The following is a 26,995-nucleotide window of genomic DNA, read 5'->3' on the forward strand; positions in this document are numbered from 1 at the left end:
ATGGTCGGACGGCTCTGCGTTGAACTGTCAAGGATGAGTTCGTCTGACGATGTGATGACCGAGACGTCTACCGTGGGCATAAGCCGACATTGTTGGAATGTGTACGATCTCGATCTCATCGATCGAGCTACCCGAGGGAAATGCGTCGCCCGACGGCTACTGTGATGGCATTGACCCCTTAGCTAGAAGTTTAGTGATCTCTTGGACGGACCTTTCAGAGATTTCAGGCATCTATGCTTCATGAGCATCACGATCGACCTCCTCGCACGACTTTGGCGACCATCGCGCCAAGAGTGAGCACCGTGCGCCCAAGCGCAAACTCCCGAACGATTTCCTGATTTCATCGAACAGCACGCCGGCAGGCCTTGTCTGAGAGCGCACAAATTCGCGCCTCACTCGCTCGTGCTGGCACATAGGACTGGCCATGGCTATCGCTTCGCTGCGCATCAGCGCCCCCAAATCCCCCTATCGGGACTGCGACATCACACTCGTGGAGGCAGCGGACCCAACGGCAGCGATAAGTGTCATGTGCACCGATGCGGAGACCGGCTTGATCATAGGCAGCCCGTCCATCGCGTCGAGCCGCTGCGATTATCTGCGAAATGTCGGAGCAGACGAGGTCATCCGCCTGATCGGCGGCACCTACCGCCTAGCCTCGGTCGCTGTCGATATCGGAGCGCAGGATCTCGCCAGGCGGAGCCGTCGGATAACGGACGAGTTGCGGTTAGCCCCACGGTTGTGGCGACGGACACGGCGACGACGAGGTTCGTGAACGGCTCCGTGCATTGCGCTCGAACACTTGCGTCGACGGCGTCGCCTCATTTGCGCTTGCCGGGTGCTATGCTGACGGCGAAATGGGCCGGGCGCAATGGTGCATCGTGCGTCAGCTGGTCGACAGCTAAACCTGGCAGTTGAAGACCTCTCTACCCGGAATGGCAGCTCCGGCTTGATCCGCTCACGACCTTGGGCGGGCGTTCAGCACTCTTGGTTGGCAACGGCGGTCTTTGATCTCTGCTTTGTCATTCAGGTGATGTTCGTCCGTCGTGACGACTCAGGCTTTGAAAAGTGCCGGTCTGACGCATTCCCTTGCTTGGTGACAGCAGAGGTTGGATCTATGGACGCAGGACGGGCTCAGCGGGGCGCTCGCACGACTTCCGAAACGTCGGAAACTGGTGAAACTTCCGAACCGAGGGAGCGATGGGGCGAAGCCATGACACTGGCGAGGGCGTCTGCCGCCGATCAGACTCCTCGCGAAGCTTCGGCTCCGAGCGAATCGCCGCGCAATCAGGTTGCGGAGAACAGGGCTGCCGAAGAGGGGCAGGGCGAGAACACGAACGGGCCGGAGGCGACGAGGCGAACGAGAGCTTGGGAAGAGGCGGGCGATATCGATGAAGCGCTGGATTTGTCGTCATTGTCCCTGACCACCTTGCCGGCTGCTCTCCCGGCCGGCCTCCGCCGCCTGAATCTTGACGACAACCAGTTGACCACTTTACCCCATCCTCTTCCGGCCGGTCTCCGGCGGCTCTATGCCAGCGGCAATCGCCTATCCAGTCTGCCCGACCTTCCTGCCGCACTGCGGCGGCTTTACGCCATCAGCAATCGGCTAACCAGCCTGCCCGCTGAGCTGCCGCCCGGGCTCCGCCGCCTGAACGTCAACAGCAATCGGCTAACCGATCTGCCCGACCTTCCACCAACACTTCAGGAGCTCGATGCCAGCGGCAACCATCTGACCAGCCTGCCCGCCCTTCCAGCCGGGCTCGAGCGCTTGAACGTCGACTATAATCAGCTGGCCGATCTCCCCGATCCCCTTCCGGCTGCGCTCGAGTGGCTCAGCGCCAGCCACAATCGGCTAACCAGCTTGCCCGAGACTGTCCCGTCAGAGCTCCTATGGCTTGATGCCAGCAATAACCAGTTGACCAGCGTGCCCGAGCCCCTGCTGGCCCGGCTAGGTCGAGAGTCCAGCATCAACCTGGAGGATAATCCGCTGCCCGAGGAGGTGCAGGCCAACCTGATGACGGCCCTGCAGTCTGGGGACTACGCTGGCCCGCAGGTGTTTTTTACAGGGGATGAAGGGGTCGCACAAGTTCAGGCGCGCTCCTTGTCCGATGTTGTCGCGGACTGGCTCGTTGGTGAGCCGAAGATGGTGGCCGCCTGGCAGGGCTTCGCCCAAGAACCGGGCGCCCAGCAATACGCACACTGTCTGGACAGGCTGAGAGGTACCGTGAACTACGGCAATGAGACGTTCCGGCAGGCGGTGCGCGATGACCTGAGGCAAGCTGCGATCAGGCCGCGATTGCGCGAGCAGTACTTCCAACTCGCCCTCGACGCGAGCACGAGTTGCGAAGATCGCATCACTTTGACTTGGAATGGCATGCAGACCGCCCGTCTGAACGTTGATGTCGAGGACGGGGTCTATGACGGGCGGCTCGAGGAACTGCTCCAGCACGGTCGTGTCATGTTCCGCCTGGAGACGCTGGACGGCATCGCGCGCGACAGGGTCAAGTCGCTCCGCCGCGCCGATCCGGACTCCGACGTCGACGAGATCGAAGTCTACCTTGCTTACCAGAATCAGCTGCGTGACCCGCTGGAATTGTTGCACATCGCCCCCGACATGCGCTTCTTGGCCGTCTCGCACGTCGATCAGAACGACGTCGCTGCGGCTGAGACATTCGTGCGGAACCAGGAGAAAACAGGGTTCGCCGATTATCTGGCAACGCGCTGGCAACCTTGGGCGACGGTCGCGCGCCGTATCGCGCCCAAAGACTACGAAGCGATGGAGAAGCGGCTCGCCGATGCAGTAGAAAATGAATTCAAGACTCGCTTGGCCCAAAGCCTCGCCGCGCTTCAGATGACCGCAGACACCCAGGCATCCTCTTCCACGTCCTGGTTGCAGGATGCCGAGCGGGAGCTTGGAGCCGAGATCAGCAGCAAGCTCGCTTGCGAGATCAAGGGCGATCTCCTGCGCAAGGTGCTCACAGACCGAGGGCTTGCGCTCTGAAGCGGTCCTCCAAGGGCAAGGGCCGTCGATCCATCCGCAATCGTCATTACAGTCATGACCTTTTCGGAGATCGACGCCGCAGATGGCAACGGCCTCTTCATTTCTCCTGCATTTGTAGTGTGCGCTGCTCGGATCACGCAAACCAGCAGCCGCAAATCGTTCCCGATTCCGGGAGCCAGCCGCCTGGTTAGCTCGCCGCGCGGCGATTGGCGCGAGCTTGCGATCTGGCGTTCATTTGGCCTTGAGTCCCGAGTGCGACAGCCCTGCCGCAAGCAAGTCGCTCGAATTGTGCTGTCGCTCTGTCGGCATTGGCAACAACCGCTGCGCACAACCTTCGACAGTCGGTTGTGCGCCGGGCGGCCAGGTCGTCGGCATCGGCGACCGCCATGCTGCATGCTCGCGCCCGGGCCTCGACATGTGCAACGCAGGACATATTTTCGCGCCCGACGTTTAAAGGGCTTGAATCGCACGTAGCGTCAGGTCGTACGATCTGAAGTACAAGGCGACGGCCCCGAAGCCTCACGATGGATAACAAACGTTGCGAATGTCCAAAGACTTCAGTCTCGCTCTGCCCGAGGCCGCTGCATGCGCCTTGCGTCGCTTACGCCCCGCGCGGGTAACGTCCCTGCGTTTGCGGCCTGAGCAGGGCATTCCATTCGGGGTCAAACCGGGGCGCCTTCGCTTTACCGCTGTGCAGCGACGGCGTACCAGGATCAGGCCCCATCTTGGCTGGCCCGCGTGCTCGTCTTTGCGGACGAAGGTAGCCAGGCTTGCGAGGTCACTGAAATCGCATGACGGGTCGATTGCGTGGCCGTAAATGGCTTCGTTTTCCTTGTGCGGCTACTTCGTCACCAACGTCTTGGACGCGCGCGTGCAAGAGGAGCGAGCGGTGCGCGGTTTGACGTCGCTCTAGCTCTGAGGTTCCTCATCCAGCATCGCCGCGTGGATCATTCCCTTCGGCCCTCGGGGCTCCCAGGTCATCGGTTGGCCGTAGAATCATCAACTATAGTTACGCAGGACGTTCGAGACCGGCCATGTATCAAGCCGCACAAATCGAGACGTCCCGATCTCGATTCGTGGCGCTGTTCAACAGCAAGCGAAGCCAGTCTCAGCCGCGAGGTTGTGGCCGTCTCGAGAACGATGATCAGCAAGCGCCTTGGGAGCGCCGCCTGGTCGCAAACATCGCGTTCCCTGCCTCGCCGCTTTGGCAGCTTCCACCTGTTCTCCGGTAGACGGGTGATGTTGCGCATTCAAACAATCCTGGAGGACGTGCGGGTCAAGAGAGATGCCGTGAACCAAGGGTCGCGCACTCGTTGGATCTATAAAGGACCTCGCTTTGCGACGGCTATCGCGGTCGTGGCGATAATAACGGCTTTGTACACGGAACACGCACGTGCTCGAGCGGTAGAAGCAGAGGACGCATTGTCGTCTTGCAGGTTGGATTTGACGCGCTTTTGTGGCCACTTTACTGGACGTCAGGATACGGATGTCGTTATGTTCTGTCTCAGAGATAACTTCAAAACCTTGCGTGCTGAATGCCGTCGCGCCATTCCGGTCGCGACGGAACGAAAGGAAAGCGCGAAACGAGGCGGCGTCCACAAGAAGGCAGCGTCGCGTGTGATCCGTCGTGAGAAACCATCGAAGCGGTCGATTCGGAAACGGTGACGGAATGAGTTTCCGAACCGATGCTCCACGAAAGTCTTCATCACGCTGAGTGAATCGAGGTTGATCAATCGGGTAGGAAGCGGGAGGAGACGAGTTTGCTCGCGTCTCGGCCAAGATGTGTTCTTCGACAATGTGCCCGATCCTCGTCACTTATTGATGTTCTAACGACGCGTACCTCGATTGACGTCAGAACCGCAGCGTCAGAGGAAATGTTGTCGCCAAGAGTCGCTCAAAAGTAGAATGTTGCTCAAGCAGGCGCTTTTCAAGGGCGTGTCGTTCCGCGTCCGGCAACTCGGCTTCGAGCAACCGACGACAACGCCAAATGCTGTTTCTTACCGATCTTATCTCGCTCAATCTGTCGTCAATTGACGTCATCACGCAAGCTGACCCGACTTTCAAGTCGCCAAGAAACCCGTCCAATCTCCCAATCTTAGGCAGCCCTCCCACGAAGCGATGTTCAATTCGATTAAGTCGCTGAGGAGAGCCTGTCACAGATTGCTTAGGTGGTCAGGAGAGCGAAGGCATGGTGTGCACGAAGGCCCTCATCAATCGATTATCATCTTGTCACTGCGCATGTGTTGGAATTTGCCGCAGGTCGAGAGGTTTCCCTGCGTTATGGTCATCTACGGTGCGGAATTCATGCGCGCTCCTACCAAGCTTGGTGGGCGCGCATGAGAGAAGTTCTTTCTAGACGGGCGAATCAAACGTGACGCGGGATACGCTCGTCTCTCTGGGGCCGAGTCCACAAGGACGATGTGCTCGTGCCGGGATCGACTGCGAAGATATCAGCGGTTGATCACGAGCCATGGTCGGGCTTTCTCGCCTCAGCTGATGGGAGGGCTGGAATGGCTTCTTGGTCGAAGCCGGCGGTCGGTCCGGGGTCGAACCGGCCGGGTCCTGATCTCGTCTCGACGCTGCCAGTATTGACATGAGCGTGGCCGACCTTGTTCATCGGCGGGTGCTCGGATCTGCGCCTAGACGAGAGCAGCAGTTCGCAAGCCGTTGTGACGATGCGACCGCCGATGGCGCTAGCGCGACCGGCGCGTCCGCTCGCGGCGATCCAGACCGCGCCCGGTCGCACGCCGAGTTCCGGGCGCGGCAATCGCCTCTTCGGTCAACGAGCGGGGTGCGTGCGCCCATCAACGTCACGGAATAGGCTATCTCCGCATCTGCGTCCAATTGGAACACGCCAATCGCGCTCGAACCAATCAACAGAACGAACCGACCGTGCTCGATACCTCAGGTGGCGCGAGCAGGCGGCCTTCCTCCATGGCGGGCCATGCCACAAACCCGCGCTGTGATACCCGGCTGAGCGTTTCGGTCAGGTGTACGTCGCTCTCTGCATAGGCCAGTTTACCGCTTGAACCTTACGTCGCGTCAGGTTGTAGGTTCGAAAGGCGATGAACGAGGCTATGCCGCGCAGGGATCATGATGCATTGGCACTCAAACTCGAGCAGCTTGCTCATCCTCAGTTCTCTCGGTGGGAGGGGCTGTTGGTTAACCCCAGGTCCACCGAGCGTCAGGAAAAGCTGACACGCCAGCAGTTGATTGGTCCTAACGAGGAGCCTCGCGCCATGTGGCACAGAACGATCGAATGGCGTGACCACTGAAACGCTTTCGTGAAGGCTGCAGCCGCGCTCGCGATCAGGTCGGCCCGATCGATCAGTGACGGGAGGCTTGGCACGAGGCAGTTCATCTCCACTCTTGGGCGCCGGATGGGCGCATCGCTCGCATGGCCACGAGGGCGCTCGTGGGGGAAGTACGGGAGGTCTGATGTTCGCGCAAACGAAGCTCGATGCCGCGCTGAGTGAGATTGAACGGGCTCGCAACATCGCGGAATTCTCGACTGCGGTGGTCAGCCACGACAAGCAGTTGCGGATGACCGAACAGGCAGTGTTCTTGCAGAAGGCTGCTGCGGAGTTCCAGCGTAGATTCTTGACATGCTTCGAGGAAACCATCCGTGCGAGAAAATCGTGGGGCTACGCCACGACATGCAATGCCGTTAGCCGAAGGGCCGGTGGTCAGCCAGGCATGGAGGCATGCGAAAGGATAGCTGCCCAGTTATCGCGGTTTGATGACACCCTGATCAGGAAAGTCGGGATCAGGGCGCTGTCGATTTTTGCATCGTCATTCGGGCGCCATCCCAGAAGAGCGGAATGCCGCAACGGAGCAATCAGAATTGCCAAGTTCTGTCGCGATGAGAGCAGGTCACTTCGGGAATTGAACAATTTGAGCCTGGCAGCACTGGTAAATGGATTTTGCAAATGGCCGGAAGAGGCGGCCTTTCGCGAGGCCACCCTTGCGATCGCCGGTGAGATCACTTCCCGCGCGGGCGGCCGCGGCCGGCTCGCTGATTTTACGCAGCAGGGAATGGCAAACCTGGTGAACGGCTTTTGCAAATGGCCAGGAGAGCCAGCGTTATGCCAAGCCGCGGTCGTGCTCGCCCGTGAGGTCCAGCGCCGTGCCGCGCAGTTGCCAGAGTTTGCCCCCCAAGGATTGTCCATCCTGGTGAACGGTTTCAGCAAGTGGCCGGAAGAACCGGCGTGTGGTCAAGCCGCGGTTGCAATCGCGCATGAGGTCGTTCGGCGTGCCAAATGGTTTGATAGTTTCAGCCAGCAGGATTTGGCGAACCTGGTGAATGGCTTCAGCAAGTGGCCAGATGAGGTAGGCGCTCGTCAAGCGACAGTCGCGATCGCGCAGGAACTGCTTCGTAGTGCCGCCCAACTGCGTGGCTACACTCAGCAAGGCCTTGCGAACCTGGTGAATGGCTTCAGCAAATGGCCTGAGGATGAAGTCTGTCGCAGGGCCACCATCGCGATCGCAGGTGAGGTCCTTTACCGCGACAGCCAACTTCCGGATCATACTCATCAAGGATTGGCAAACCTGGTGAACGGCTTCAGCAAATGGGCGAACGAGGTGATCTCTCGTCAGGCCGCCGCCGCACTCGCTCGAGAGATCCTGCGCCGGTCCCCGCGGCTAGGTGATTTTACCCGTCAGGGATTGGCGCTCTTGGTGAACGGCTTCAGCAACTGGCCAGAGGCTCCGCCGTGCGGCCAAGCGGTCGTCGTGCTTGCGGGCGAGGTCCTCCGGCGCGCCAACCCTGAGACAGGACTGCCGGGTTTTACTGCTCAAGACCTGAGGGGGCTCGTGATGGGTCTCAGCAGATGGCCGGGGCAGGTGGCGTCTCGCCAAGCCGCAATCGCGGCTGCCGATGAGATCAATCGCCGTGGTATCGGGCTCTTTGATTTTACGCGGCTCGAAGCCGAGAGGTTGATCAACGCTTTTAGCCAATGGCCCGAAGAGGTCGCGCGCCACTCTGCCATAGTGGATATCACCACGGAGCTCCAAGTCATACAGCGTCAAACCGTAGCGAATTGCATTGGAGAGAAGCGATTAGATCACGCGCTCCATTCGGCGACAGACATAAGGGGTCTTTCGCAAGCAATCGTCGACCCGCATGGTGCGAAGACGCCGAAACCCGGAAGCCGCACGCAGCATAGCTCTCGCGGATCCATCCATGGTACGCAGATTCCCTAAGGCCGAGCCAATGCTTAGAAGAAAGCAACCCTTGATCCAGGCTGAGAACGACGTGGTCGAGCATATGCTCTCGTCATTGACGGCAATCTCATTGCAGAACCGCATTGCGCCCACCGATAAACAGGTGATGCATCATTTTGGGCTTGCTTGCGAAAGAGCGGGACTGATCGCAACGGATGAATCGACGATCCGGATCCTAAAGCGTGTCTCTCGAGAGATCCACGGGGCGCGGTCGGTGTTGGAGTTCATCGCTCGCGATGCGCGTCGACTACAGTGAAACAACTGCAGTGGTCGGTATCCACTGAACTGGAGCTATACGCTAGCTGGGTCTGCTCGGCCCGATCACTTGGCGACTATCAGAAGATCAGACGGCCGGACCGGCCTTGACGAGAATTGATGCCGTTATCCTAACGCGCGATGCGCGCCGAGCTCGACAAGCCGACTGTGCCAGGCATGTCGCGAACATAGGCTTCGACAGCGCCGGTGAAGCGGCGCATTGAATACAGCGATCCGGTCGAACCTCAGCATGGACAGCGGGCACGTCGGCCTTCCATACAAGCCTCGTACTCAGTACCGCCGTTGCATGATCAGGCTCAGTTCCAAGTCCCGAAACATCGTGTAGTTCCGTCGGATCCATTGATGCAACTCGGTTGACCAATCCCTCTCGTGGCGCAGATATCCGGTAAAAGAGAAATTCAGTCGATCTATGTAGGCCTTTAGAAATATCGGTAGCGCAGGGATGTAGAGCACAGGTCCGTCATTCATGTTCTCGGGCAATCCGCCGCGCAGCACGAATTCATTATGAACGGTGACAAGATTCCCTGGCGGAATCTGTCGCCGCAGCATTTCATAACTCCGCCAGGAGATCCGATCGGCGCCTGCGACGAACAGGATGATCGGCGCGACATACTGGCGCGCCGTCTCCTTCATGAACCCGATCTCATCGCACATCTTGAAGAACTCGTCAAAGGCATGGAAACCGAGATCAATCACCTTGGCCACCCGATCATGGATGATCAGCGGGTCCACTAGCTGCATCTTGCCGTAAGTGTCGATCACGTCCGCTGTCTCGGTGATCCTTGGCAGGTAATCCAGCAATGATGGCTCCTTCAAATTGACGTCGAAGGAGAGCGCCGTGCCGTTCTTCAGCAACAAGAACTCGCTCACGAGGCGAGCGACAAGGGTTTTGCCGACCTGAGGGCTCGGAGAGCAGATGATGTAGACGGGTGTTGCTAACATCGCCAGCAATATCAGTCGAGTGTCGTACCAGGGCTGCCCTTGACTCGCCAACTATGCGTCTATTTCTCGCCGCCGCGGGTCACTGATTTGGCGCCAGCCAATTCTGTCAAGCTGATGCGGTCGTACTCACTCCAGACATTTGCGAGCCAATGCCGGACATAGCCGCGTAGCACGAAGGAGTAATTCGCAGGCTCGTCGTTTCGCGCCTTGTTCGCGATGAAGTCCACGAACGGGACTGCGGCCACTTCGACCTGCTCGTAGGCCATCTCGTTGAGCTTGGGGATGGTCAGCTCTGTTGCATACTTGATACGCTGGAAATACGAATTGTAGGTGGATTGGTCCCACTGGAAGAACTGCGTATCATTGATGAAGTTCTTTACCAGAAAATATTTTGCGCCGGCCATGAAGGATGCAGTCTCGGCGATTTCGTCAAGCGAAGCGATCGACGGCCCGAGGATGTGGAATACAGCGAAAGTGATCTGGCCCGACCGTGCTGCCTCCAGAAAGCCGATGTCGCGCAGCGAGCCGAGCGCTGAGGATAGCAGGCCGGCCCGAGCATCAATCACCGTGACCGATAGTCCCGAATTGAGAGTATCAAAGATCTTCATCTGATCCGAAGTCGTCGTCATGTCGACGATCTCGGTGATATCCGGATAGAAGCGCTTCAATGTTCCCCGTGGTGATTCCGTATCGAATGCGCGTGTCTGCACACTATTGGCGCTGAAGTAGTCCAGAAGCGTTCTGGACACTGTCGTCTTGCCGACGCCACCCTTATCTGCACCGACCACGATCACAACTGGCTTCACCATAGAAATCTCCTGGGACACTCACCATCGCGGACGCGACATGCGTCTGCGGCAAGCGTGTGCTTTGGCTGCGAACATGGCAGAACGAGGGACGCTCGAACGTATGATGCAGAACCGAGTGAGTGATGGACAGCTTTATTGCCAAGCTGACATGACGGCGCACACAACGAGCGACAAAAGATCAGAACGGAGATGTCGATGCCAATGTTGATGTTGAGCTGTGTTCGAATGTTCAGTACGGCGCCCCGCAAATGGCAGGCCATGGAGATGAAAGTCGATCGTGTCCCGAGCCGCAGCTTGGAATGCTGGCCAGCGCAACGGGTTGAATCTGACGTTGCGTCAGGTTGTGGACCTGTCACGGAGATAACCGGAGCGATGAGGGAGCAACTGTGTGCGGCCAGCTGCCAGCGGCGAACTTGCGATCAAGAAGCGGATAGATCCGGTCTATCGTGTTGCAGACGCCTATGGCGGTTAGCGATGGCAGACCGCGTGCGCATGTCACTGAGAGGCGGTAGCATAATCGGAAGGCTGGCGCGGTTCGCGAGATGGATTGCAATTCCATCCGCTCTCGTCACCAAGCCCGGGGTGGTGCCCAGCAATCGGATGCTTGACCGAGAACCCAAGGTTGGCGAACTGAAATCTCGTTGCGGCTGCCGGGAAGCGATGTCGCTAACCACGCGAACCTGACGATGACGTCCTTGAGTGACAATTCGTGAGGCCATCCGGAACGCAAGCCGCGTAAAATTGACGACGGCCGGCAACAAGCGTGTCAACAATGGGCAGTGCGGGGCTCTGCCGGTGGCAACACTTTCGCGGCCTGGACCACAGCTTGCAGCAAGTCCGATGCCCGAGACCCATGAGCGCGGCTTAGCGCGCTCGAGAGCTTGAAACAGCAACGGCTAGCACCGGCGAACGGTCGGGCGTGCCGCGCCCTGGCGGGCCGCCACAAGATGGTCTCTCAGCTTGGACCAGGCGCGCCATGGTTGGCGCTTGAGAACGTATAGCCACCGGACGTTCTCAGACATTCACAAAGCGGGAGTTTGTCGGAACTCATGCCCACAGCATCAGTGGCCCTGCGCCGCCCAAATGCGGTGTTACGGTCCGTTGTCATATCCGGTTCCGTCTGGCGCATGACCCATTTTCGTTTTTGTAGTCCGTCCGCTCGCTTACATGAAGTCCTCGTCCCATTCCGGCGTGTGAGCTGGCGCACGCGCGGGGCTGGCGTGATGAGTATTGTGTTCGCCATCGTCGATTTTCGATAAGTATAACGGCGGTTTGTCTTTTCGCTGCCATTTGCCTTCGCTGTTCTTCGTCCACTTGTCGCCGTGGCGGGTCGGGTCAAGCGCCATCATCGAGTGACCCACATCAACAAACTCAATGCTGCCGTGCGGGCTTTCGCTTGTTCGTTGATAGGCTGAGAGAGCAGCAATGGTCGCTCGCCGTCACGCCGAAGCTGGTGTCCAGCAGAATATCGCCTGCGTTGTCCACAAGCGGGTGAGTGACCTGAAAACTTACAACGGATGTGGCGATCCGTCCTGGAAACTGCTGCTGCCATTGTTCTCCTTCGAACACATCGCTCATATCATCTGCGGATACCCTCCGTGCGAAGAAGTCCAACACTCGTACTGACTAACTGGTAGCTGAAATATCGTGCGTCCTTCGAACCAGAATCCGTTCCGCCGTGGTTGTAAGCGACGTCCGCTGCGTGTTCGGCTCTCAACGACACTGAACGCGAGTACCTCTGCGGTCTTGCGGCGATATCCTTTATCTCGTCGCCATAGAAGTCTTTCACTTTCGCCGCAAATGAAGATTGTGAGAGCTCTACCGCAGGCGGATCGGAAGCCGGGGAATACGGCCGTGGAGCTGCCGAAGATGAACTGGCGTGAGAGCCACGCGCTGCTATGGTGTGCCGTCTAGCATGCCGGTAAAGCTCTGGTCCTCGGCATTATCGGAGTTGGGAGAATGGCTGGATTGGATGTTGGATGAGCCGTTGATACGGCCATACATGTCGGTGCGTATTCCTTTCGACAAATGACTTGACGTTGAGTGTGTGCCGCTCAAGCCCTGGAGCAGATAGATATTCACCCAAGCTGACGACAAGATGACGAGGATACGCTAGCATGTGAGAACCGCCTGAGGGGTGCTACTGCGACCGCCGGAGCTCATTGTGGCTCGCTCATCCGCGGTGGTTGGCTAGCGCGGCTGGTTTCGGCCGTTCCGTCAAGTGCGAGCGATAGCCTCAGATTGTTGCGCAACATCGGATTTGCGGGCTCGGCTGCGAGAGCTTGCCGATAGAGGGCCTGCGCCTCACGATGACGACCCTCACTGTCGAGAGCAACTCCCTTCGCGTTCAGGGCGCGTAGATCACCGGGGACGGCACGCAAGACGTTGTCGAGCACCTCGAGCGCTTCATCGGGACGCTTGTGCGCCAGCAAGGCGCGCGCAAGCGGAATCGCCGCATCAACATTACCCGGTTGTTGCTTTAATGAATCTCGCAAGGCGTCCTCATCGGCATCTCGACCAAGGGCGGTCGCGATGCGTTCTCGCGTAGCAGGGTCAATCTCCTTGGTGTTCAACGGCTCTCGCGCTGACGTCTCTGGCGAGAGGCCTGGATTAGTGATGCTGGTGCAGCCTCCGAGCAGTACGATGGCAAGTGAGGTGAAGAGGGCTGAACACACCGGAGGGCGCAACGAGCATAAGTGCCGCCCATCCTTTATCTCATCCGGGCTCATGCGATCTCCTTGCGACTACTGTGTACTGTTAACTGGCGGCGGGGATCGGGTCACGAATCGCTCCTGATGAAGCGCTATCCTTGGCAGCCGTGAGCTTGACCGATCCAATTGGCTGGACGGTGAAATCCGAGGCGAGATCCTGGTAGGACAGAACAGGCAGATCGATCGCGTTGCGGGTAAGAAAGCCGCGCACGAAGCGCCGGATATCCATTGAACCAAGAACTACCGGCCGGCTCTTGCTCCGTGCGATGCTGGAATGGATCTGGCGAAATTGTGAAAGCAGCTTCTCGCTCTGCCAATCCTCTAACACCAGGTAGGGACCGACTGCAGTATCGCGCACCGCGCCACGCACGATCTCCTCGGTCTCACGTTCGATGATGAAGGCGGCCACCACGCGGTGGGCGTTTGCATAGCGATGACAGATTTGTCGTTTCAGACCGGAGCGAACATATTCGGCGAGCAGCACGGCGTTCTGCTCCCGTTCACTCCATTCTGCCAACGCCTCCAGGACCAGGCGGGTATTGCGAATGGGAATCCCCTCGTCCAATAGGCGGCGTAGGACATCAGCGATCCGGGGTACCGGTGTTGTGCGCAGCACTTCCTTTACCAGATCGGCATACTCCTGCTCCATCCGGCCCAGCAGTTGACGCGTCTCCTGAATGCCCACCAAACGCTGTGCGTAGCGTGTCAATGTCGCGTGGACGCGCAAGGCGATGACGTCGCTCGGGCGGTGATGTCCGATTCCGGCGGCTTTGAGAGCCGTCGCATGACCTTGTTCGATCCAGATTCGATTCGTCTCGGGATCTTGCCGAAAGGGGATGCCGCTCAACTCGATGTTCGCCGCGTCATCGTTAAGCACGAGTTGCGTCGGGTCAACGAAATCACCTTCAACCGGCACTCCCTCGACGTCGACCCGGAATTGCGATTCATTTAAGTGTTGGTCGACTTGGGTGGGGATGCGTGGAACCGTGATGCCAAGATCTGAGGAGACCGTTGCCGAGATCTGCCCGATGCTTTGCTCAAGCTCGTGTTTGTCGATTGCATGGATCAGATTCGGGGCGAGGACCAGCGTGATTGGAAGCGCCTCTGCAGGCACGGTCTGCTTCTGAGCTTGGGCCTGAGCCGGAGCCGAACCGCTGGTGCCGGTGCCCGGCTTGGCGGCGGTCTTGCTGCCGGGTATGCCGACCTTGACGAAGCTTGCCGCAGCAAAGAGCGTGGCCAGCATGACGAACGGAGGCAAAGGGAAACCAGGGACGAGCCCCATCACAACCAGGACGCAGGCAGCCAATCGAAGCGCTTGTGTGCTGGCCGTCAGCTGGTTGACGATGTCGGCGCCAAGATTGAGTTTGGAAGGACCGTTGACACGGGTGACGATAGTTGCGGCCGTAATTGACAACAGAAGAGCGGGAATCTGCGAGATGAGCGCATCACCTATTGTCAAGATCGTATATTGATGCAGCGCCTCTTCAAGGGACATGCCCTTGGAGAGTATAGCGATCGAGATGCCTCCGAGCATATTGATGCAGATGACTATGAGCCCGGCGATGGCGTCGCCTTTCACGAATTTCATGGCGCCGTCCATAGCGCCGTGAAGTTGGCTTTCTCGCTCGAGTACGGCGCGCCGGCTGCGAGCTTCGTGTTGATCGATATGACCGTTGCGCAGCTCCGCGTCTATCGCCATCTGCTTGCCGGGCAGCGCGTCCAACGTGAAACGTGCCGACACCTCTGCGACCCGTTCGGCACCTTTGGCAAGAACCATGAACTGCACCATGGTCACGATTAGGAATATGACGATTCCGACCGCGATGTTGCCTGATATGACGAAATCGCCGAACGTCTGGATGATGCTGCCGGCGTCGCCCTCAGCGAGAATCAGCCGCGTCGTTGCGACGGTGAGAGCCAAGCGAAAGACGGTTGAGATCAGGATGACGCCCGGCAGGGACGAGAAGTCAAGTGGGGTGTTGAGATACAGCGCGACCATGAGCAGCAGTATGGCAAAGCCCAGGTTGAAGCCGATCAACATGTCGATCACGACGATGGGGATCGGCATGATCATCATTCCGATCGCCAGAAGAAGCATCAACGCGACCATCAAATCCGGGTGTGCCGGCGCGCGCATGATGAGACTGCGTAAGACGTTGGCCATGATGAGCCTTATTGTTGTTTGATTGGAGCTCTGCTGGCCCGCAACGAGACATAGCGTTTGAAGGTGGATTGCGCCTCAGCCATGCGGCCAGCCTGACGCAGGGCGTGACTGCGCAATAGCATCAAAGGCAGTCGCGAAGACGGCTGGTCGTCAAGTGTGTCAAGCCTGTCCAAAACGGCCAGTGCCTCGTGACCCCGTCGCTCCGAGATGAGAGCGTAGGCCAGCATGCGTAGCAGGTCGATATCCCGAGAATGTTCGTGAGCGACGATGCGCAACAAGGCTAAGCTCTGTGCACTCTGCCCACACGCAAGATGGACATAGGCAAGTGCGCAGAGTAAATCACGCTCCGGCCCGGAGATCAGCACGGCCTCACCGGGTTTTGGAACGTTTGGCGGTCGACCAGGTGGAAGCTGTTGCAGTCCATCCGAATTGGACATTGCTAACCTTTGATCAAGCCGTTGTTATTCTGGCGGAGCAGGATCAACCTTCGCAGCTCCAGCTGCAGAACGGCTATCCCCTCGCGTGAGGCCGCATCCTCTGGCGCGTTCGATAGCGCATCGGCCAAACGTTCGAGAAGAGGGCCGTGTTTCTCTGGGCGCAAAACATCGCAATGACGTAGGCGGGGCGTGACGAAGGCGAGCAGGTTGCCAGCGAGAGTGGGGCCATTGAGGCAAGTCAGTTCCGCGCTACGCGCGACCTCACCGAGCTGAGCGGGGGTACCGCTAGGATTGATGCGCGAAACTGGATCGATCGGGTCGAGCGCTAGTTCGCTCTCGATCGTAGCTTCAGCAGGGAGCTCTCGTGTGTAGGAATCCCCAAAAGCCGACGAGCGGCTCGTGCCTCCATTCCCATCCGTGTTTGCGATCTCGAGGCTCTTTGCTCGAGGAATGAGCGGGGTAATGGAAGGTCCATGATCGTCGACATTGGGCGGGCGAAAGGAGGCGCCAGGCTCGATAGAATGGTTGGGCAGCCTCGTCATGACAGTTTCCTTATCTATGGGGCTGCAACGTTAATAAGGCAGAATAGCAACTTGGCCATTCCGGCTCAGCAGCACACGCCCTTCTTCGATCCCATTGACTGTCCATCCATTATTCAACAGCGCGCCGACGAAATACTTTTGACCAGAAATGACGAGATAAGGGTCGCTTCCGCGCCAAACAGCTTGGACAGCAATGGACGACGGCGTCTTTTCCTCCCTGACGGCTACTGCATTGACAAGCGTATAAGCGCCATTGCTCTGGCGATCGAACCATTTCTGGACTTCCTCCCATTTCGCAAGAGAGGCGGGCGCAAGGGTGCCATTGGCGGTGACAACGCCCGTCCCAGAACCCACTTTGATGTTGAGAAGGCCCGCTCTATCAACTTCCTCTTGCAGCCGTTCGGCCGCTGCAACCGTGGTCGGAGCATCAGCTGCGTTAAGCGCCGATCGTGCCGCAACTGCCGCGGCAGGGGAGGAGGCGGAGCTGGGTGACGCAGCGCTGTCGGTACGAACGAAAAGTCTTGAGATTGTGCCGGCCGTAATGGAGCTGAGCAGGACCAAGGCGAGCGCGACGATCGACACACGCCAGCGGTCGGTACGGCGGACCGGTTGAGAGTCTTCTATCAACCAACGAATGGACATCGCGCCGGCGTGAATGACGGCGGGAAGAGGGACAACAACGCGCTCGTTCGGTGCAATGTTCTCACCTCCATCAACCCGGATTTCGTTGGCAAGAGCCTCGATCTCGATGGCATTGCAATGTGGAGTGACGCGCAGGTGATGCCGTTCGAGACCTTGCTCGACAAATACAAAATCCGCATCGAGGCCGCTGCCAATCAGGGTTGGTCCGGCCTCTGCTGTGCCCGTAAGTCCGCAATACGGTCCCGACAGCACTTCGAAACGGGGGCGATTCTGTTCATTCACGGCCGGCCTCCTGAACAGCGAACAGAGCCGCACGGCAACGCCGTACGACTCAACCCGAGTTCGCAGATTGCGCACCTGGGAAAAGTGGGACGACGGCGTCGTCCCACTTCAACTATTACTGAACCCGCTCGTCGGCGACCTTCTTGACGGTTGAAAGCTCAGTTGAAACGACGCGCACTTCCACGTCCCTCTCCGCAGCCTTGGTGCTGGTGGCGGTCAGGGCCGCGAGTTGCCGATTGAAGGCCGCTTCTCCTGCGGCTTCAGCAGCCGCGGAACCAGCCGCAGAAGTGATAGTGCCAGCTGCCCCACCTGCAGTCGAGGTATGAGACGCACCAACGTTAGGCATATTGTTTCTCCTATTTGTAGGGTGTTACCGCCATTTGCGGCTCCTCTTCGCTGACGCCGCAACGCTCGACGTCAGGAATCCTCGGCAGTCTCAGCCATTACATCGTCAAAACGGCTCATCTGACTACCTAACATTTGGGTGGCGATGGAGCCGAGGGCGACGTTAAACGCTTGACGCATTGCCGCATCCTGCGAGTTATCGGCTGGATTGGCCACGCTATCGACCGGGCTACCTGCACCCGGCGATTGGCGATGATTGCCATCCGCCCGTGCACGGTCTTTGCCGCCACGATTCGCATGCACGTCGGTATCAACGTGCCCACCGCCGCGTGCGTTCGTAATCCGCATCGGGTTCTCCTATCTCGTTCCAGTTAAGCCAGTGGAGGCAACTCTCTCTGCTGACCTCATTGTGGAAGCATTAGCTTTCGACAAGCTGACGAATCAAAAAAATGGAGCGAGCCAATGACAAATCGTCGCTCTTCACGACGATCGCGATCAGTCCGATTTCGCGTGGTGTCGAGCCGGCGCCGACTCTCGTGAGGCAGTCTCCGGCCTGTTCCCGGTCTGCACGAACTGCAGAACGGGCTCTCCATCTCACATTGTAACCGTGGCATTCGATCTCCATCCGCGTCTTCCGCCGGTGATTGCGGTCTCGACAACTTCAGAGTTGCTGACGAGAGCCGGATGGCGCGCGATTAAGGTTCGGCAACGACGGGCCGACTTGACGTTGGTCGTGTGTCGGTGCGCCGAAAGACAGATTGCGAGGCGGGAACCGATGAAACGAGTGCTGGACCTCGCGGTCGCGAATTCGCCGGCAAGCTTGCAGGGCCTGCTGATCGGCAGGGGACCCGACTGCGCGAAGACCACGCAAGCTCGCCTAGATTATGATCTTGCCATCATTCGAGACGACGGTGTGCCGCTCCGACTAGCTGTAAACACTGCCGGCTTGCGTCCGCTCGGACTCGATGCGAGCCTTCAGGTCGTTCAAATAATTTTCCGCGTAGGACTGCGCCATCGAAACCGGCAGGTTGATGCCGGCTGTCGCCGCTTCTTGAATGGCCTGTTTCACCAAGCCTTCGCGCATGGCCAGTTTGACCTCAGGGCCGGCTATACAGCCCACCGCCTGAGCCGCAAGACTGAGGCCGGCTTCTTCCAGCGCTTGTTTCAAGTTGCCGCCCGTGATGGCTGTGTGCAGAAGATTGGCTGCTTGCGCCTCGCTCTCGAGCACCATTGACGCCAGATCGGCCAATTCACCCAAGCCTGGAATGACGCCAAGTACACCAACCGCCGTTGCGGCCCAGTCGATCACCTTCGAGCCCACCTTGAGCACATCGTCAAGCACGTGCATGAAGGCGCCCCCGTTCTTCTTGGGAGACTTGATATCGGGCTGATCCTCCACGCCAATCATCATGTCTGCGACAGCGGACTGATCGGCAGCCGTTTTGGCGACATGCGTCTTCAAGTGATGCGGCGTGCGGTTGGCAGCCGACATGTTGCTGAAGAAGTGGGTGAAGTCGTTATTGCTGATGTTGCCGGAATCGACCGTATGACCGCCGCCGAAGTCAAAGACCTTATGGTGGGTCTTGTAGCCTGTGATCGAATTGTTCAGGAGCCCGAACAACAGAGGATCCGACAGCAGCTGTGAGGCCGCCTGTCGTACCTCGGGAGCCAGGCTCTTGTCATCGACCATGCTGGCGAGCTTGTCCCGCGTCAGGTCGCCCTTTCCGAAGAAAGCTGCTTGATTCTTGCTGATCGTGTTCAGCGTATCCAGCTCGGTCTGCGAGAGGTTCATCGACGATGAAGCAACCTGCAGGAAGTCCTCCTTGTGGACTTTATCTATCGAGCCACCATACAACTGTTTCCATTCGTTGGGATGATCGAGGAAGTATTGCGCGGCTGCGACAACCTGCGGCGGACATTTGCCGGTTTTGGCCTCGCCGTCGACGATCTGCTTGAAATCCGCAAGGCTCAGGTTCTTGGGCAGGTTATCCGAATACCGATAGAGTTCGCGCAACGCATCGTTTTCGCTCATAACCGATGGCTGACCGCTTCCGGTGCCGTCGGATGGAATGTAGTTGTGCTCGTAGCGTCGCGCCTGCTGGTCCTGGAATGTGGCAACCTGTGCGTGATGATCGGAGAAGCTGGAGAGGTCATCTGCCTTGATCTTGCCACCGCAGCGGCCGTCGCCTTGCGATCCTATCGCATAAAAGAGTTCCGGGTCCTGCTGCAGTGCTTCGATCGCCGCCTTGAGATCCGGCGGTGTGGAGGGATCATTGGCCAGGTCTCCAAGGGATTTCCAATCGAGCGGGCACTTGTCTTTGTGACGGTTCAGCACCGACACAATCTGCAACTCGGTATCGGTCAGGGTGCCGCTGTTCCATGTAATCCTTGAGCTGGGTACTGGCGCCGCCGCAATTCCAACGCTGCCCGCAGCAGCAGGGGTGGGCTCTGGAGCTTGCCCAAGTGCATCCAATGCCGCCTTGAGGTCTGGCGGCAAGATATTTCGCGTTTCCTGCGTGAGCTCCTCCGCCAGTTGCTTGGCTGAGTCTGCCGCCTCCGTATCCTGCGGTACGGAGTGATCGCCCGTCTTATCTTTCAAGGAGCAACCGGCCAGAATCGCCTCGAAGCTTGAAAGCTCCCCGGCTGACGGGAGGCCCGGAGCAAGCCCGGACAAAGTCCCCGTTGAGCAAGCGGTTAGCGGTAGGTTGTTGACTGACATTATACTTCCTCTGATGTGAGATTGCACCACAAGCCGGTCGATGGCGCAGCGGGAAATCGCGCCGGACAACGAACAAGAAGATCGATAGGCGGAGTCCAAGAGTCCTTGCGGTTGCTCAGCGGGTCCCGGGCGCTTGGTTCCGCTACAATCTATCGGCACATCGCCGTCTAGCTATTCACGCTGTTATGATAGGAGGGATTAGCTTTCGAGAACCTGACGGCTCTCAGAAGAATTCGCAACGAGCCAATGAAAGAGAAGTAGCCGACGGCTATGGCGCACAATACGTACCTTAGTCTCGTCATGCTTGATCGTGTCCTGACGCGGCACATTGGCGGAATCAAGAACTCGCGGGTGCTATCCTGTATTGGTCGCGTTCGGCGATTTGCGCGACAAGCTCGGACCGCCGACATCCCATGCCGGACTTAATCGCGTTGCGACGCCTGCGTCTCCGCCACAAGGCTATCTGCATCTGCTCCATTGCCGCGGCGAAGTCATGCGACCAGATACTGTTTGCCGGTGCAATCCCACGATATTATTGCCATCGTCGAGCATGTTGAGTGGAGGTCGACGGTGGCCTCGAGCGCGACCAAGCTGAAATGCTTCAGCGTTTATTCCTTATCATCTACGTTTGGCCGCCCGGCGGACCTTCGCTCGACTCTCGAGGCCAAAAGCCAGGGTCCAGTGATGGTGTAAGACGAATCACCCCATCTTCTCGCCATTCAGCTGTGTGAGGTACACCCAGGACAGTGAAAGTCGTCACCGGCAAGGCCTTGCTCGGCATGACAAGGCCGCTTCCTAGCATGTCGATCTGGGATCGCGTGGCGGTTTGGCCAGTGAAGACCCAGTAGTCCTCGGCGCGACGTCCGTCCCTCAGGACAAAATCTCCAAGTTCTGGCGGCGCATCACCGGCGCGCGGCGACGGCTCGGCTTGCGATGGTCCGGCTTGAGGCGGCCGGCGCCGCATTGGCCCGGGTTCAAGCTCCTGCCAAACTCGATCCTTGCCGCGATCGCAGCCGCTCGCGAGGGAGTGCGCAATCGGCTGTTGGGAGTTCGAGCGGATGCCGGCGCCTGATGATGGTTCGGCGTGCCAAGATCCGGCCTCGAGCTCCCGCCAAATCAGGTCCTGGCTGACATCGGCGGCTTCATGCAGCGCTAACAGTTCGTGTTCAAAGTCGCTCGGATATTGGCACGATGAGGAATTTGGCCCCGGGCTCGCGTCTGTTCGGCTTATTGAGGTAAAGTCCATCCTGTTCCACCTTTCAGATCACAGACCGGCTCGAGGTTGGGAGAGTTGTTCGGCGGAGCGCGCGGGGAGCTAAACTCAACTTGCCGTCAAGAATGATGCTCCCAGCCTTTCCGGTTCGATCGTCTGCCATCTCGACGTCTATCGTGGCGCTCGTGCAGGCTCTCATGCTGGCAGGATCAGCTTTCGAAAAGCTGACAAAGCATGCAGAGCGGCATTGAATTTTCTCCTAGGCCACCTCTTGTCATCAGTGATCTGGGCCCGGTGCGTGGACGACGCCACCTTGATGCGGCCCGGTGGGTGACATAGGGGCCTCTGGTCGTCCATCACGAACCACCACGCTTGAGGATCCGCGAAACAGCATTAGAACCGTCTCGTGCGAAGGCTTTTCGACGATCGGGCTCCGCCGCGCCTCTGCCTCCGCCACCAGGGCTTTGAGCGTCTGGTCCACGAGCGCGACAAAGCGAGGTGGACCAGACGCGAGGACGAGGCCATCTCCCGGTGCAGCTTTCAGGATATAGCGCTCGTCAGAGATCTTAAGTGCATCGAGCGCCGCCCTGAATGCATCGAAAGTGATCGGATTCAAGGCGAGCAGGCGGCTTTGCACCTCGCGCGCGTCAGATACGTACAGCACCAATCCATCATAGTACCACTGAAGATTGTAGAGATTGGTCAAATGGTCGAGAAACGCTCTCGGAGTGAGATCCGGCATCCGCCCCCGAATTCTCCCCTTCACCTCGGCGCTCACGTTGACCCGAATATTCAAGTTGTTGCCGAATTCCTGGAGCGCGGCAGCGAGGTCCTGATCCAGGACTGTATAGCTATAAGGTGTCGATGGCAGCGGTAGGTCAGCGCCGAGCGCCCTAACGATACCCAGCGAAACAAAAACCCAAACGTATAGCATGGTCTTCAAGATGTTTAGCCTCGTGGCTCGGGTGGGTGTGCTTGGAATTTGCGCTTGAGAACAGCCATCGAAACTCGCCCAAAATTGGAAATCGAAAATTTCGTCCAAACTGGAGACCAAGCGTGATCTTTAGATGACGATCTTGGCGATGCTCGTCAGCTTTTCGTCAGCTCTCTTGTCTAGGGTGCTGTGCCGATCCAGATAACAAGCGGCTAATCGCATCACGTGAGAGCTATGATTTCATGTTTGGCGTCACTCCGATCTCCGCCGGCCTTGTCGAATGCCTCTCCAGGGGCTGTTCATCGACGCAGGCCGAGTTCCAGCAGAAACTTGCACACGTCGCCTTGCATCAAGATATCGCCTCTTCCGTGACCGATGGCGCCTTGGCTCCACAAGCCGTGGAACTTCAGCGTGCCGTCGCGCCGGCAAATCCAGTCGGCGATCGTATTCTTCAGAATCTATCTGTCTTGCACCAGGGCAAACCATTTCCCTCGGGTGCAATCCCTTCGGTGATCGGCGGCGAGCCTATTCCTGCGAAAAGTCTCCAGCTTGGGCCGGCCGCGCAGCCCGTCATGCGGTCGCACGAAATGCAGGTTCATTCCATCGGAAAGCCGGAAGGCGTGGATAATTTCGAAGTGATGCTGTCGAATTTGCGGGATGTTTACAACAGCGTCATTCAGGTTTCGCTTATCTCCAAGAGTGCCGGCACAGTGAGTTCATCCTTGAACAAGCTGCTATCGTCGGGCTGAGCGACCTCGATGGCTGTTTCGATGCAAAGAGAGGTTGGTCGCAACGTGCCGGCGGGAAGCTGGTTTCATGTTTTCCTCGCGCTGCCGCTTGTGCTTTTGCTGGCCGGCTGCAAGGCCGATCTCTACACTAAAGTCCAGGAGCGCGAAGCCAACGAGATGCTGGCGCTTCTCCTTAGCAAAGGCGTCGACGCTGTCCGTGTTGTCGCTAAGGATGGGACGAGCACGATTCAAGTCGAAGAAAAGCAGCTCGCCTTTTCGATCGAGATGCTGAACGAGCAGGGGTTGCCGAGGCAGCCTTACAAGAATCTCGGTGAAGTGTTCAAGGGATCGGGCTTGGTCGCCTCTCCGGTTGAGGAACGTGCCCGTTACGTCTACGCCTTAAGCGAAGAATTGTCGCGCACGATCAACGATATCGATGGGGTGCTCTCCGCCCGTGTCCATGTTGTTCTGCCGAAGAATGATCTTCTGCGACAGGATTCGACACCATCCTCGGCGTCAGTCTTCATTCGTCACAGCTCCGATGCGAAGCTCTCGGCTTTGCTGCCGCAAATCAAGATGCTCGTGGCCAACAGCATCGAAGGGCTCTCCTACGACAAGGTCGCAGTTGTGTTCGTGCCAGTCGAGCGGGCTCAGCATGAGCTGTCGCCTGCGCCTGCCGCGACTTCGGCCCAGCCGGCCAAGTTCTTGTCAGCGCCCTCCATGCTTGCCATCGGTGTCGGAGGCGTGGGCGCAGGGTTCGGCATTGTGGCTTACGTGCTGCTGAGCACACGTGCGCGCCAGCTCGGTCAATCATTGCGCAAACTGACAAATCTCGGTGGAGCTTCGAGTATACCGGTGGTCCAAGCCGTCGGCAAAAAGCTAACCTCCGACGTGAGATAGGTAAAATGCAGTGTCGGTATCGACGTCCGCCGAACCAAATCATTCACTCGACCCGCATTCCGATCGCCTGCGCGAGCTTGCTGTCTTGATCCATCCGAGCCGTTTTGCCGCACATCTTGATGCGCTGCTGTCGGCTCCAACAGTGCTGAAGTTGCAGAATTCTTACAGGCTGCAGAAAAGATTGGCCGAATTGCTGCTAGGCAGCGAACTTTCCGCGAAAGGAGGTAGCTGGGGGAGGGACATTCTAGTCGGGCACGATCCGCGTCGGGTGGCCTTGCTCACTGGCAGCATCTGGCATGCACGTTCAGTCCTGAAGCTGGTATCAAAGCGCGATCTCACGATTCTGGTCGGACACATCGGAGCTGAAGCACATGCCTTCGGCATCCGACACTTATCCAGCGCCGTCGCGACCACACCGATAGTCGATCCTGAGCAACTTTCGCGGCAGATTGAACATGATGGATATGCCTGTCTTGGCGCTTGGCTCGAAGATGCGTCAGAGCTCGACCGCGCCCGCGTGCTTCTCCGCCTACCTGTAGGGTCCTCCGCGGAGACCCCTGCCAGCGAACACCACATCGCCGCAAGCCAATTGCTGTCTTTGGTGATGCAGCACCTGGCGACGGAGACACCAGCGGCATGATTGTCACTGACCCAGCGTTGCCAGAAGCGCCCCAGATACGTCCGCTTGGTCCACTCATACCGGCCGCTGAACTCGGAATATGGTATGATGCAATACGGACGCGCGCACTGGCGGAGCGGTATCTACAGCAGGTTCGCAGCTGGGCGAGCAAAGTCTATCAGCGCGAGCGTATGCGTGGCCACGCCGAGGGCATGAAGGCAGGCTCGGACGAAATGGCGCGGATCGTCGCCCGCGCAGCTTCTGAGTTGGCGCGGCGAAAGGCGGTTCTGGAACGGGAGTTGCCACAGCTCGTCATTGAGATCTTGAGCGATTTGCTAGGCTCCTTCGATCCGGGGGAGATGCTGATCAGGACCGTTCGTCATGCCATCGAACGAAGCTGTGGCGGTGCCGAAGTATGTCTTCACGTGTCTCCATTGAATGCCGATGCACTGACCCGTGAGTTCGCAGCGTTTGATGGAACGGATGGACGGCCCAAAATCAGAATTGATCCGGATCCGGCGCTGACGCCGGACCAGTGCGTTTTGTGGACCGAGTTTGGCAATGTCGATGTGGGGCTTGCCGCGCAGCTGCGTACTTTGCGTCTCGAACTTGGCTCGTCTTCTTGGATGGGCGAACCGTGACCGTGCCGCGATCAAGCGACCACGGTGCAGCTGGAGAAAAATCCGTCCACGCTGCGTTATCGTCTTTGCGATCTGCGGCAATGCAGATCGATACGCGTGCTGTGCGCGGACGAGTCAAACGGGCAATCGGCACGTTGCTTCACGCCGTGCTACCAGGGGCTCGCGTTGGAGAGATTTGCGTGTTGCAGGATCATGGTACGGGATGGTCGCTTGAGGCCGAGGTGATCGGGCTGCTTCCGGACGGCGTGTTACTCACGCCAATCGGCGACATGGTGGGTTTATCTAGCCGTGCGGAGGTGGTTCCGACCGGGCGAATGCAGGAAGTATCGGTCGGTCCCGATTTGCTCGGCCGCGTGATCGATAGCTTTGGCCGGCCACTCGACGGCAAGGGCACGGTAAAGGCAGCGCACACTCGCCCGCTGCGCGGCGCGGCGCCCAATCCAATGACGCGGCGCGGTATCGAGCAGCCGTTTCCGCTCGGCATCCGCGTGCTGGATGGACTTCTGACGTGTGGGGAAGGCCAGCGAATCGGAATCTATGGAGACGCCGGTTGCGGCAAGTCGACGCTGATGTCGCAAATTGTAAAGGGAGCTGCCGCCGACGTCACGGTGGTCGCGCTAATAGGCGAGCGTGGACGTGAGGTACGTGAATTCATCGAGCGTCACATTGGAGAGGCGCTCGGTCGCACGATCGTTGTCGTTGAGACGTCCGACCGTTCGCCGATGGAGCGCGCGCAATGCGCCCATACGGCGACGGCACTCGCCGAGTATTTTCGTGATCAAGGACTGCGCGTCGTTTTGATGATGGATTCATTGACGCGCTTTAGCCGCGCGATGCGCGAAATCGGGCTTGCCGCGGGCGAACCTCCCACGAGACGCGGCTTTCCTCCCTCGGTATTTGCGCTACTGCCCGGTCTGTTGGAGCGCGCCGGTATGGGCGAGCGCGGCTCGATCACGGCTTTCTATACCGTGCTTGTCGAAGGTGACGGTACAGGCGATCCAATCGCCGAAGAGACGCGCGGTATTCTCGATGGTCATATCATTCTGTCGCGCGCGCTTGCGGCGCGAGAGCATTTTCCCGCCATTGACGTGTTGTCGAGCCGAAGTCGCGTCATGGATGCGGTCGTCTCGGCGCCACATCGCAGGGCGGCATCCCTCTTCCGCGATCTGCTCTCGCGCTACAATGAGGCGGAGTTCCTGATCAAGGTAGGTGAGTACAAGCCGGGTAGCGATCCGCTAACGGACCGGGCAATCGGCTCAATCGAGGAGCTGCGGGCATTCCTGCGCCAGGGCCAACATGAACCGTCCAGTTTTGAGGAGGCCGTCACGTGGATGTCGCGTCTGACCGCCTGAATCTCGTCGAAGCCGCAAAATCGCGGCTCGTGAAGGACATGAGGGAGCGAAGTGCGCTTCGGGAATTGTCCAACATGGAGGGCAAGCGCCGCATCGCCGATGAAAGGGTGAAGCGAGCTTCCGAGACGCTTGCAAGCGCCGAGAAACATCGCGCAAGCGTCGAAGCCGAACTTTATCTGCAGCTGTCATCCATCGAAGCGATGTCCGTCACAGAACTCGATCGTCGCCGCCATCTCGTCATTGAACGGCTCGCAGCCGGCATCGCATCGGCACGTCAGGCGCTTGAGGAGGCCTGCGTCGCTCGAGAGCAGGCCGAGACGGAAGTGGCGGACGCGCGGGCTCTGTGGACCAGGCGTTTGGCAGCGCGCCGTAAATGGGAACAGATTGAATCTGATGTTCACAGTACAACCAATGCTCGTTTGGAGTCCGCCGCCGAAATCGAGGCCGACGACGAGGTTTTGCTTCGCTATCAGTGCGGCTCGTCTGGGCGGGCGGTCGGCGATTCGATCTAATGGCTG

Annotated in this window: 21 protein-coding genes; 9 read left to right on the forward strand and 12 right to left on the reverse strand. The window is 58.7% G+C overall.

What is annotated here, in order from left to right; all coding sequences use genetic code 11:
* The first annotated feature begins 1,114 nt into the window (after positions 1 to 1,114).
* From P6U30_RS09650 to P6U30_RS09660, 3 genes are all read left to right on the forward strand, one after another.
* Positions 1,115 to 2,998, forward strand: a complete 1,884-nt coding sequence (locus P6U30_RS09650) for an NEL-type E3 ubiquitin ligase domain-containing protein (RefSeq protein ID WP_280984939.1) — start codon at positions 1,115 to 1,117, stop codon at positions 2,996 to 2,998.
* 3,438 nt (positions 2,999 to 6,436) lie between these two features.
* A complete protein-coding gene (locus P6U30_RS09655; protein WP_407151048.1) occupies positions 6,437 to 8,200 on the forward strand; it encodes a hypothetical protein in 1,764 nt (587 codons plus the stop codon).
* Between the two features lie 31 nt (positions 8,201 to 8,231).
* On the forward strand, positions 8,232 to 8,477 hold the full coding sequence (locus tag P6U30_RS09660) for a hypothetical protein (RefSeq protein ID WP_407151049.1): 246 nt from the start codon (positions 8,232 to 8,234) through the stop codon (positions 8,475 to 8,477).
* 290 nt (positions 8,478 to 8,767) lie between these two features.
* Here P6U30_RS09660 and P6U30_RS09665 read toward each other — a convergent pair whose 3' ends face one another.
* From P6U30_RS09665 to P6U30_RS09720, 12 genes are all read right to left on the reverse strand, one after another.
* A complete protein-coding gene (locus tag P6U30_RS09665) occupies positions 8,768 to 9,439 on the reverse strand; it encodes a hypothetical protein (RefSeq protein ID WP_407152469.1) in 672 nt (223 codons plus the stop codon).
* 59 nt (positions 9,440 to 9,498) lie between these two features.
* Entirely contained in the window at positions 9,499 to 10,248 is a 750-nt protein-coding gene (locus tag P6U30_RS09670; RefSeq protein ID WP_407151050.1) for a hypothetical protein, read from the reverse strand.
* Positions 10,249 to 11,411: 1,163 nt separating this feature from the next.
* Positions 11,412 to 11,597 carry a hypothetical protein gene (locus P6U30_RS09675; protein WP_407151051.1) on the reverse strand — a complete coding sequence of 62 codons (186 nt, stop codon included), beginning with the start codon at positions 11,595 to 11,597 and terminating at the stop codon, positions 11,412 to 11,414.
* A 22-nt stretch (positions 11,598 to 11,619) separates the two neighbouring features.
* Positions 11,620 to 11,826, reverse strand: a complete 207-nt coding sequence (locus tag P6U30_RS09680; protein ID WP_407151052.1) for a hypothetical protein — start codon at positions 11,824 to 11,826, stop codon at positions 11,620 to 11,622.
* Between the two features lie 581 nt (positions 11,827 to 12,407).
* Positions 12,408 to 12,821 (reverse strand): tetratricopeptide repeat protein, encoded by a 414-nt coding sequence (locus P6U30_RS09685; protein WP_280980776.1) that lies wholly within the window; start codon positions 12,819 to 12,821, stop codon positions 12,408 to 12,410.
* A gap of 184 nt (positions 12,822 to 13,005) precedes the next feature.
* The gene (gene sctV / locus P6U30_RS09690; protein ID WP_407151053.1) at positions 13,006 to 15,123 is read right to left on the reverse strand and encodes a type III secretion system export apparatus subunit SctV; all 2,118 of its coding nucleotides are present in this window, start codon (positions 15,121 to 15,123) and stop codon (positions 13,006 to 13,008) included.
* A 439-nt stretch (positions 15,124 to 15,562) separates the two neighbouring features.
* Complete coding sequence (locus tag P6U30_RS09695; RefSeq protein WP_407151054.1) at positions 15,563 to 16,102, reverse strand: hypothetical protein; 540 nt, start codon at positions 16,100 to 16,102, stop codon at positions 15,563 to 15,565.
* Between the two features lie 30 nt (positions 16,103 to 16,132).
* Positions 16,133 to 17,026 (reverse strand): hypothetical protein, encoded by an 894-nt coding sequence (locus P6U30_RS09700; RefSeq protein ID WP_407151055.1) that lies wholly within the window; start codon positions 17,024 to 17,026, stop codon positions 16,133 to 16,135.
* Between the two features lie 115 nt (positions 17,027 to 17,141).
* The gene (locus P6U30_RS09705) at positions 17,142 to 17,372 is read right to left on the reverse strand and encodes a nodulation protein NopA (protein WP_280980771.1); all 231 of its coding nucleotides are present in this window, start codon (positions 17,370 to 17,372) and stop codon (positions 17,142 to 17,144) included.
* Between the two features lie 71 nt (positions 17,373 to 17,443).
* Positions 17,444 to 17,719: a hypothetical protein gene (locus P6U30_RS09710; RefSeq protein ID WP_407151056.1), complete on the reverse strand. Its 276-nt coding sequence runs from the start codon at positions 17,717 to 17,719 to the stop codon at positions 17,444 to 17,446.
* Positions 17,720 to 18,296: 577 nt separating this feature from the next.
* A complete protein-coding gene (locus P6U30_RS09715) occupies positions 18,297 to 20,090 on the reverse strand; it encodes an HrpF/NolX family T3SS translocon protein (RefSeq protein WP_407151057.1) in 1,794 nt (597 codons plus the stop codon).
* Between the two features lie 1,490 nt (positions 20,091 to 21,580).
* The gene (locus tag P6U30_RS09720) at positions 21,581 to 22,237 is read right to left on the reverse strand and encodes a nodulation protein NolW (protein ID WP_407152470.1); all 657 of its coding nucleotides are present in this window, start codon (positions 22,235 to 22,237) and stop codon (positions 21,581 to 21,583) included.
* A gap of 242 nt (positions 22,238 to 22,479) precedes the next feature.
* On the opposite strand from P6U30_RS09720, the gene P6U30_RS09725 reads away from it, so the two are divergent.
* The 6 genes from P6U30_RS09725 to P6U30_RS09750 are packed head-to-tail and all read left to right on the forward strand — an operon-like array spanning position 22,480 to position 26,989.
* Positions 22,480 to 22,986 (forward strand): nodulation protein NolB, encoded by a 507-nt coding sequence (locus P6U30_RS09725; RefSeq protein ID WP_407151058.1) that lies wholly within the window; start codon positions 22,480 to 22,482, stop codon positions 22,984 to 22,986.
* A 9-nt stretch (positions 22,987 to 22,995) separates the two neighbouring features.
* A complete protein-coding gene (gene sctJ, locus P6U30_RS09730; RefSeq protein ID WP_407151059.1) occupies positions 22,996 to 23,865 on the forward strand; it encodes a type III secretion system inner membrane ring lipoprotein SctJ in 870 nt (289 codons plus the stop codon).
* A 10-nt stretch (positions 23,866 to 23,875) separates the two neighbouring features.
* Positions 23,876 to 24,505 carry a nodulation protein NolU gene (locus P6U30_RS09735; protein WP_280973408.1) on the forward strand — a complete coding sequence of 210 codons (630 nt, stop codon included), beginning with the start codon at positions 23,876 to 23,878 and terminating at the stop codon, positions 24,503 to 24,505.
* Positions 24,502 to 25,125 carry a type III secretion system stator protein SctL gene (sctL, locus tag P6U30_RS09740; RefSeq protein WP_280973407.1) on the forward strand — a complete coding sequence of 208 codons (624 nt, stop codon included), beginning with the start codon at positions 24,502 to 24,504 and terminating at the stop codon, positions 25,123 to 25,125. The genes P6U30_RS09735 and sctL overlap by 4 nt, the downstream gene beginning before the upstream one ends.
* 2 nt (positions 25,126 to 25,127) lie before the next feature.
* Positions 25,128 to 26,477 carry a type III secretion system ATPase SctN gene (gene sctN / locus P6U30_RS09745; RefSeq protein ID WP_407152471.1) on the forward strand — a complete coding sequence of 450 codons (1,350 nt, stop codon included), beginning with the start codon at positions 25,128 to 25,130 and terminating at the stop codon, positions 26,475 to 26,477.
* The gene (locus P6U30_RS09750) at positions 26,453 to 26,989 is read left to right on the forward strand and encodes a hypothetical protein (protein WP_407151060.1); all 537 of its coding nucleotides are present in this window, start codon (positions 26,453 to 26,455) and stop codon (positions 26,987 to 26,989) included. The genes sctN and P6U30_RS09750 overlap by 25 nt, the downstream gene beginning before the upstream one ends.
* The last annotated feature ends 6 nt before the right edge of the window (positions 26,990 to 26,995 follow it).

This window comes from Bradyrhizobium sp. ORS 111 (genome assembly GCF_045571485.1).
GTDB lineage: Bacteria > Pseudomonadota > Alphaproteobacteria > Rhizobiales > Xanthobacteraceae > Bradyrhizobium.

What these genes read in the sequence shown, in the direction of transcription:
- P6U30_RS09650 (WP_280984939.1), top strand. Translation starts at nt 1,115, where the DNA reads ATGGACGCAGGACGGGCTCAGCGGGGCGCTCGCACGACTTCCGAAACG.
- P6U30_RS09655 (WP_407151048.1), top strand. Translation starts at nt 6,437, where the DNA reads ATGTTCGCGCAAACGAAGCTCGATGCCGCGCTGAGTGAGATTGAACGG.
- P6U30_RS09665 (WP_407152469.1), bottom strand. Translation starts at nt 9,439, where the DNA reads ATGTTAGCAACACCCGTCTACATCATCTGCTCTCCGAGCCCTCAGGTC.
- P6U30_RS09670 (WP_407151050.1), bottom strand. Translation starts at nt 10,248, where the DNA reads ATGGTGAAGCCAGTTGTGATCGTGGTCGGTGCAGATAAGGGTGGCGTC.
- P6U30_RS09675 (WP_407151051.1), bottom strand. Translation starts at nt 11,597, where the DNA reads ATGATGGCGCTTGACCCGACCCGCCACGGCGACAAGTGGACGAAGAAC.
- P6U30_RS09680 (WP_407151052.1), bottom strand. Translation starts at nt 11,826, where the DNA reads ATGAGCGATGTGTTCGAAGGAGAACAATGGCAGCAGCAGTTTCCAGGA.
- sctV (WP_407151053.1), bottom strand. Translation starts at nt 15,123, where the DNA reads ATGGCCAACGTCTTACGCAGTCTCATCATGCGCGCGCCGGCACACCCG.
- P6U30_RS09695 (WP_407151054.1), bottom strand. Translation starts at nt 16,102, where the DNA reads ATGACGAGGCTGCCCAACCATTCTATCGAGCCTGGCGCCTCCTTTCGC.
- P6U30_RS09705 (WP_280980771.1), bottom strand. Translation starts at nt 17,372, where the DNA reads ATGCCTAACGTTGGTGCGTCTCATACCTCGACTGCAGGTGGGGCAGCT.
- P6U30_RS09710 (WP_407151056.1), bottom strand. Translation starts at nt 17,719, where the DNA reads ATGCGGATTACGAACGCACGCGGCGGTGGGCACGTTGATACCGACGTG.
- P6U30_RS09715 (WP_407151057.1), bottom strand. Translation starts at nt 20,090, where the DNA reads ATGTCAGTCAACAACCTACCGCTAACCGCTTGCTCAACGGGGACTTTG.
- P6U30_RS09720 (WP_407152470.1), bottom strand. Translation starts at nt 22,237, where the DNA reads ATGCTATACGTTTGGGTTTTTGTTTCGCTGGGTATCGTTAGGGCGCTC.
- P6U30_RS09725 (WP_407151058.1), top strand. Translation starts at nt 22,480, where the DNA reads ATGTTTGGCGTCACTCCGATCTCCGCCGGCCTTGTCGAATGCCTCTCC.
- sctJ (WP_407151059.1), top strand. Translation starts at nt 22,996, where the DNA reads ATGGCTGTTTCGATGCAAAGAGAGGTTGGTCGCAACGTGCCGGCGGGA.
- sctL (WP_280973407.1), top strand. Translation starts at nt 24,502, where the DNA reads ATGATTGTCACTGACCCAGCGTTGCCAGAAGCGCCCCAGATACGTCCG.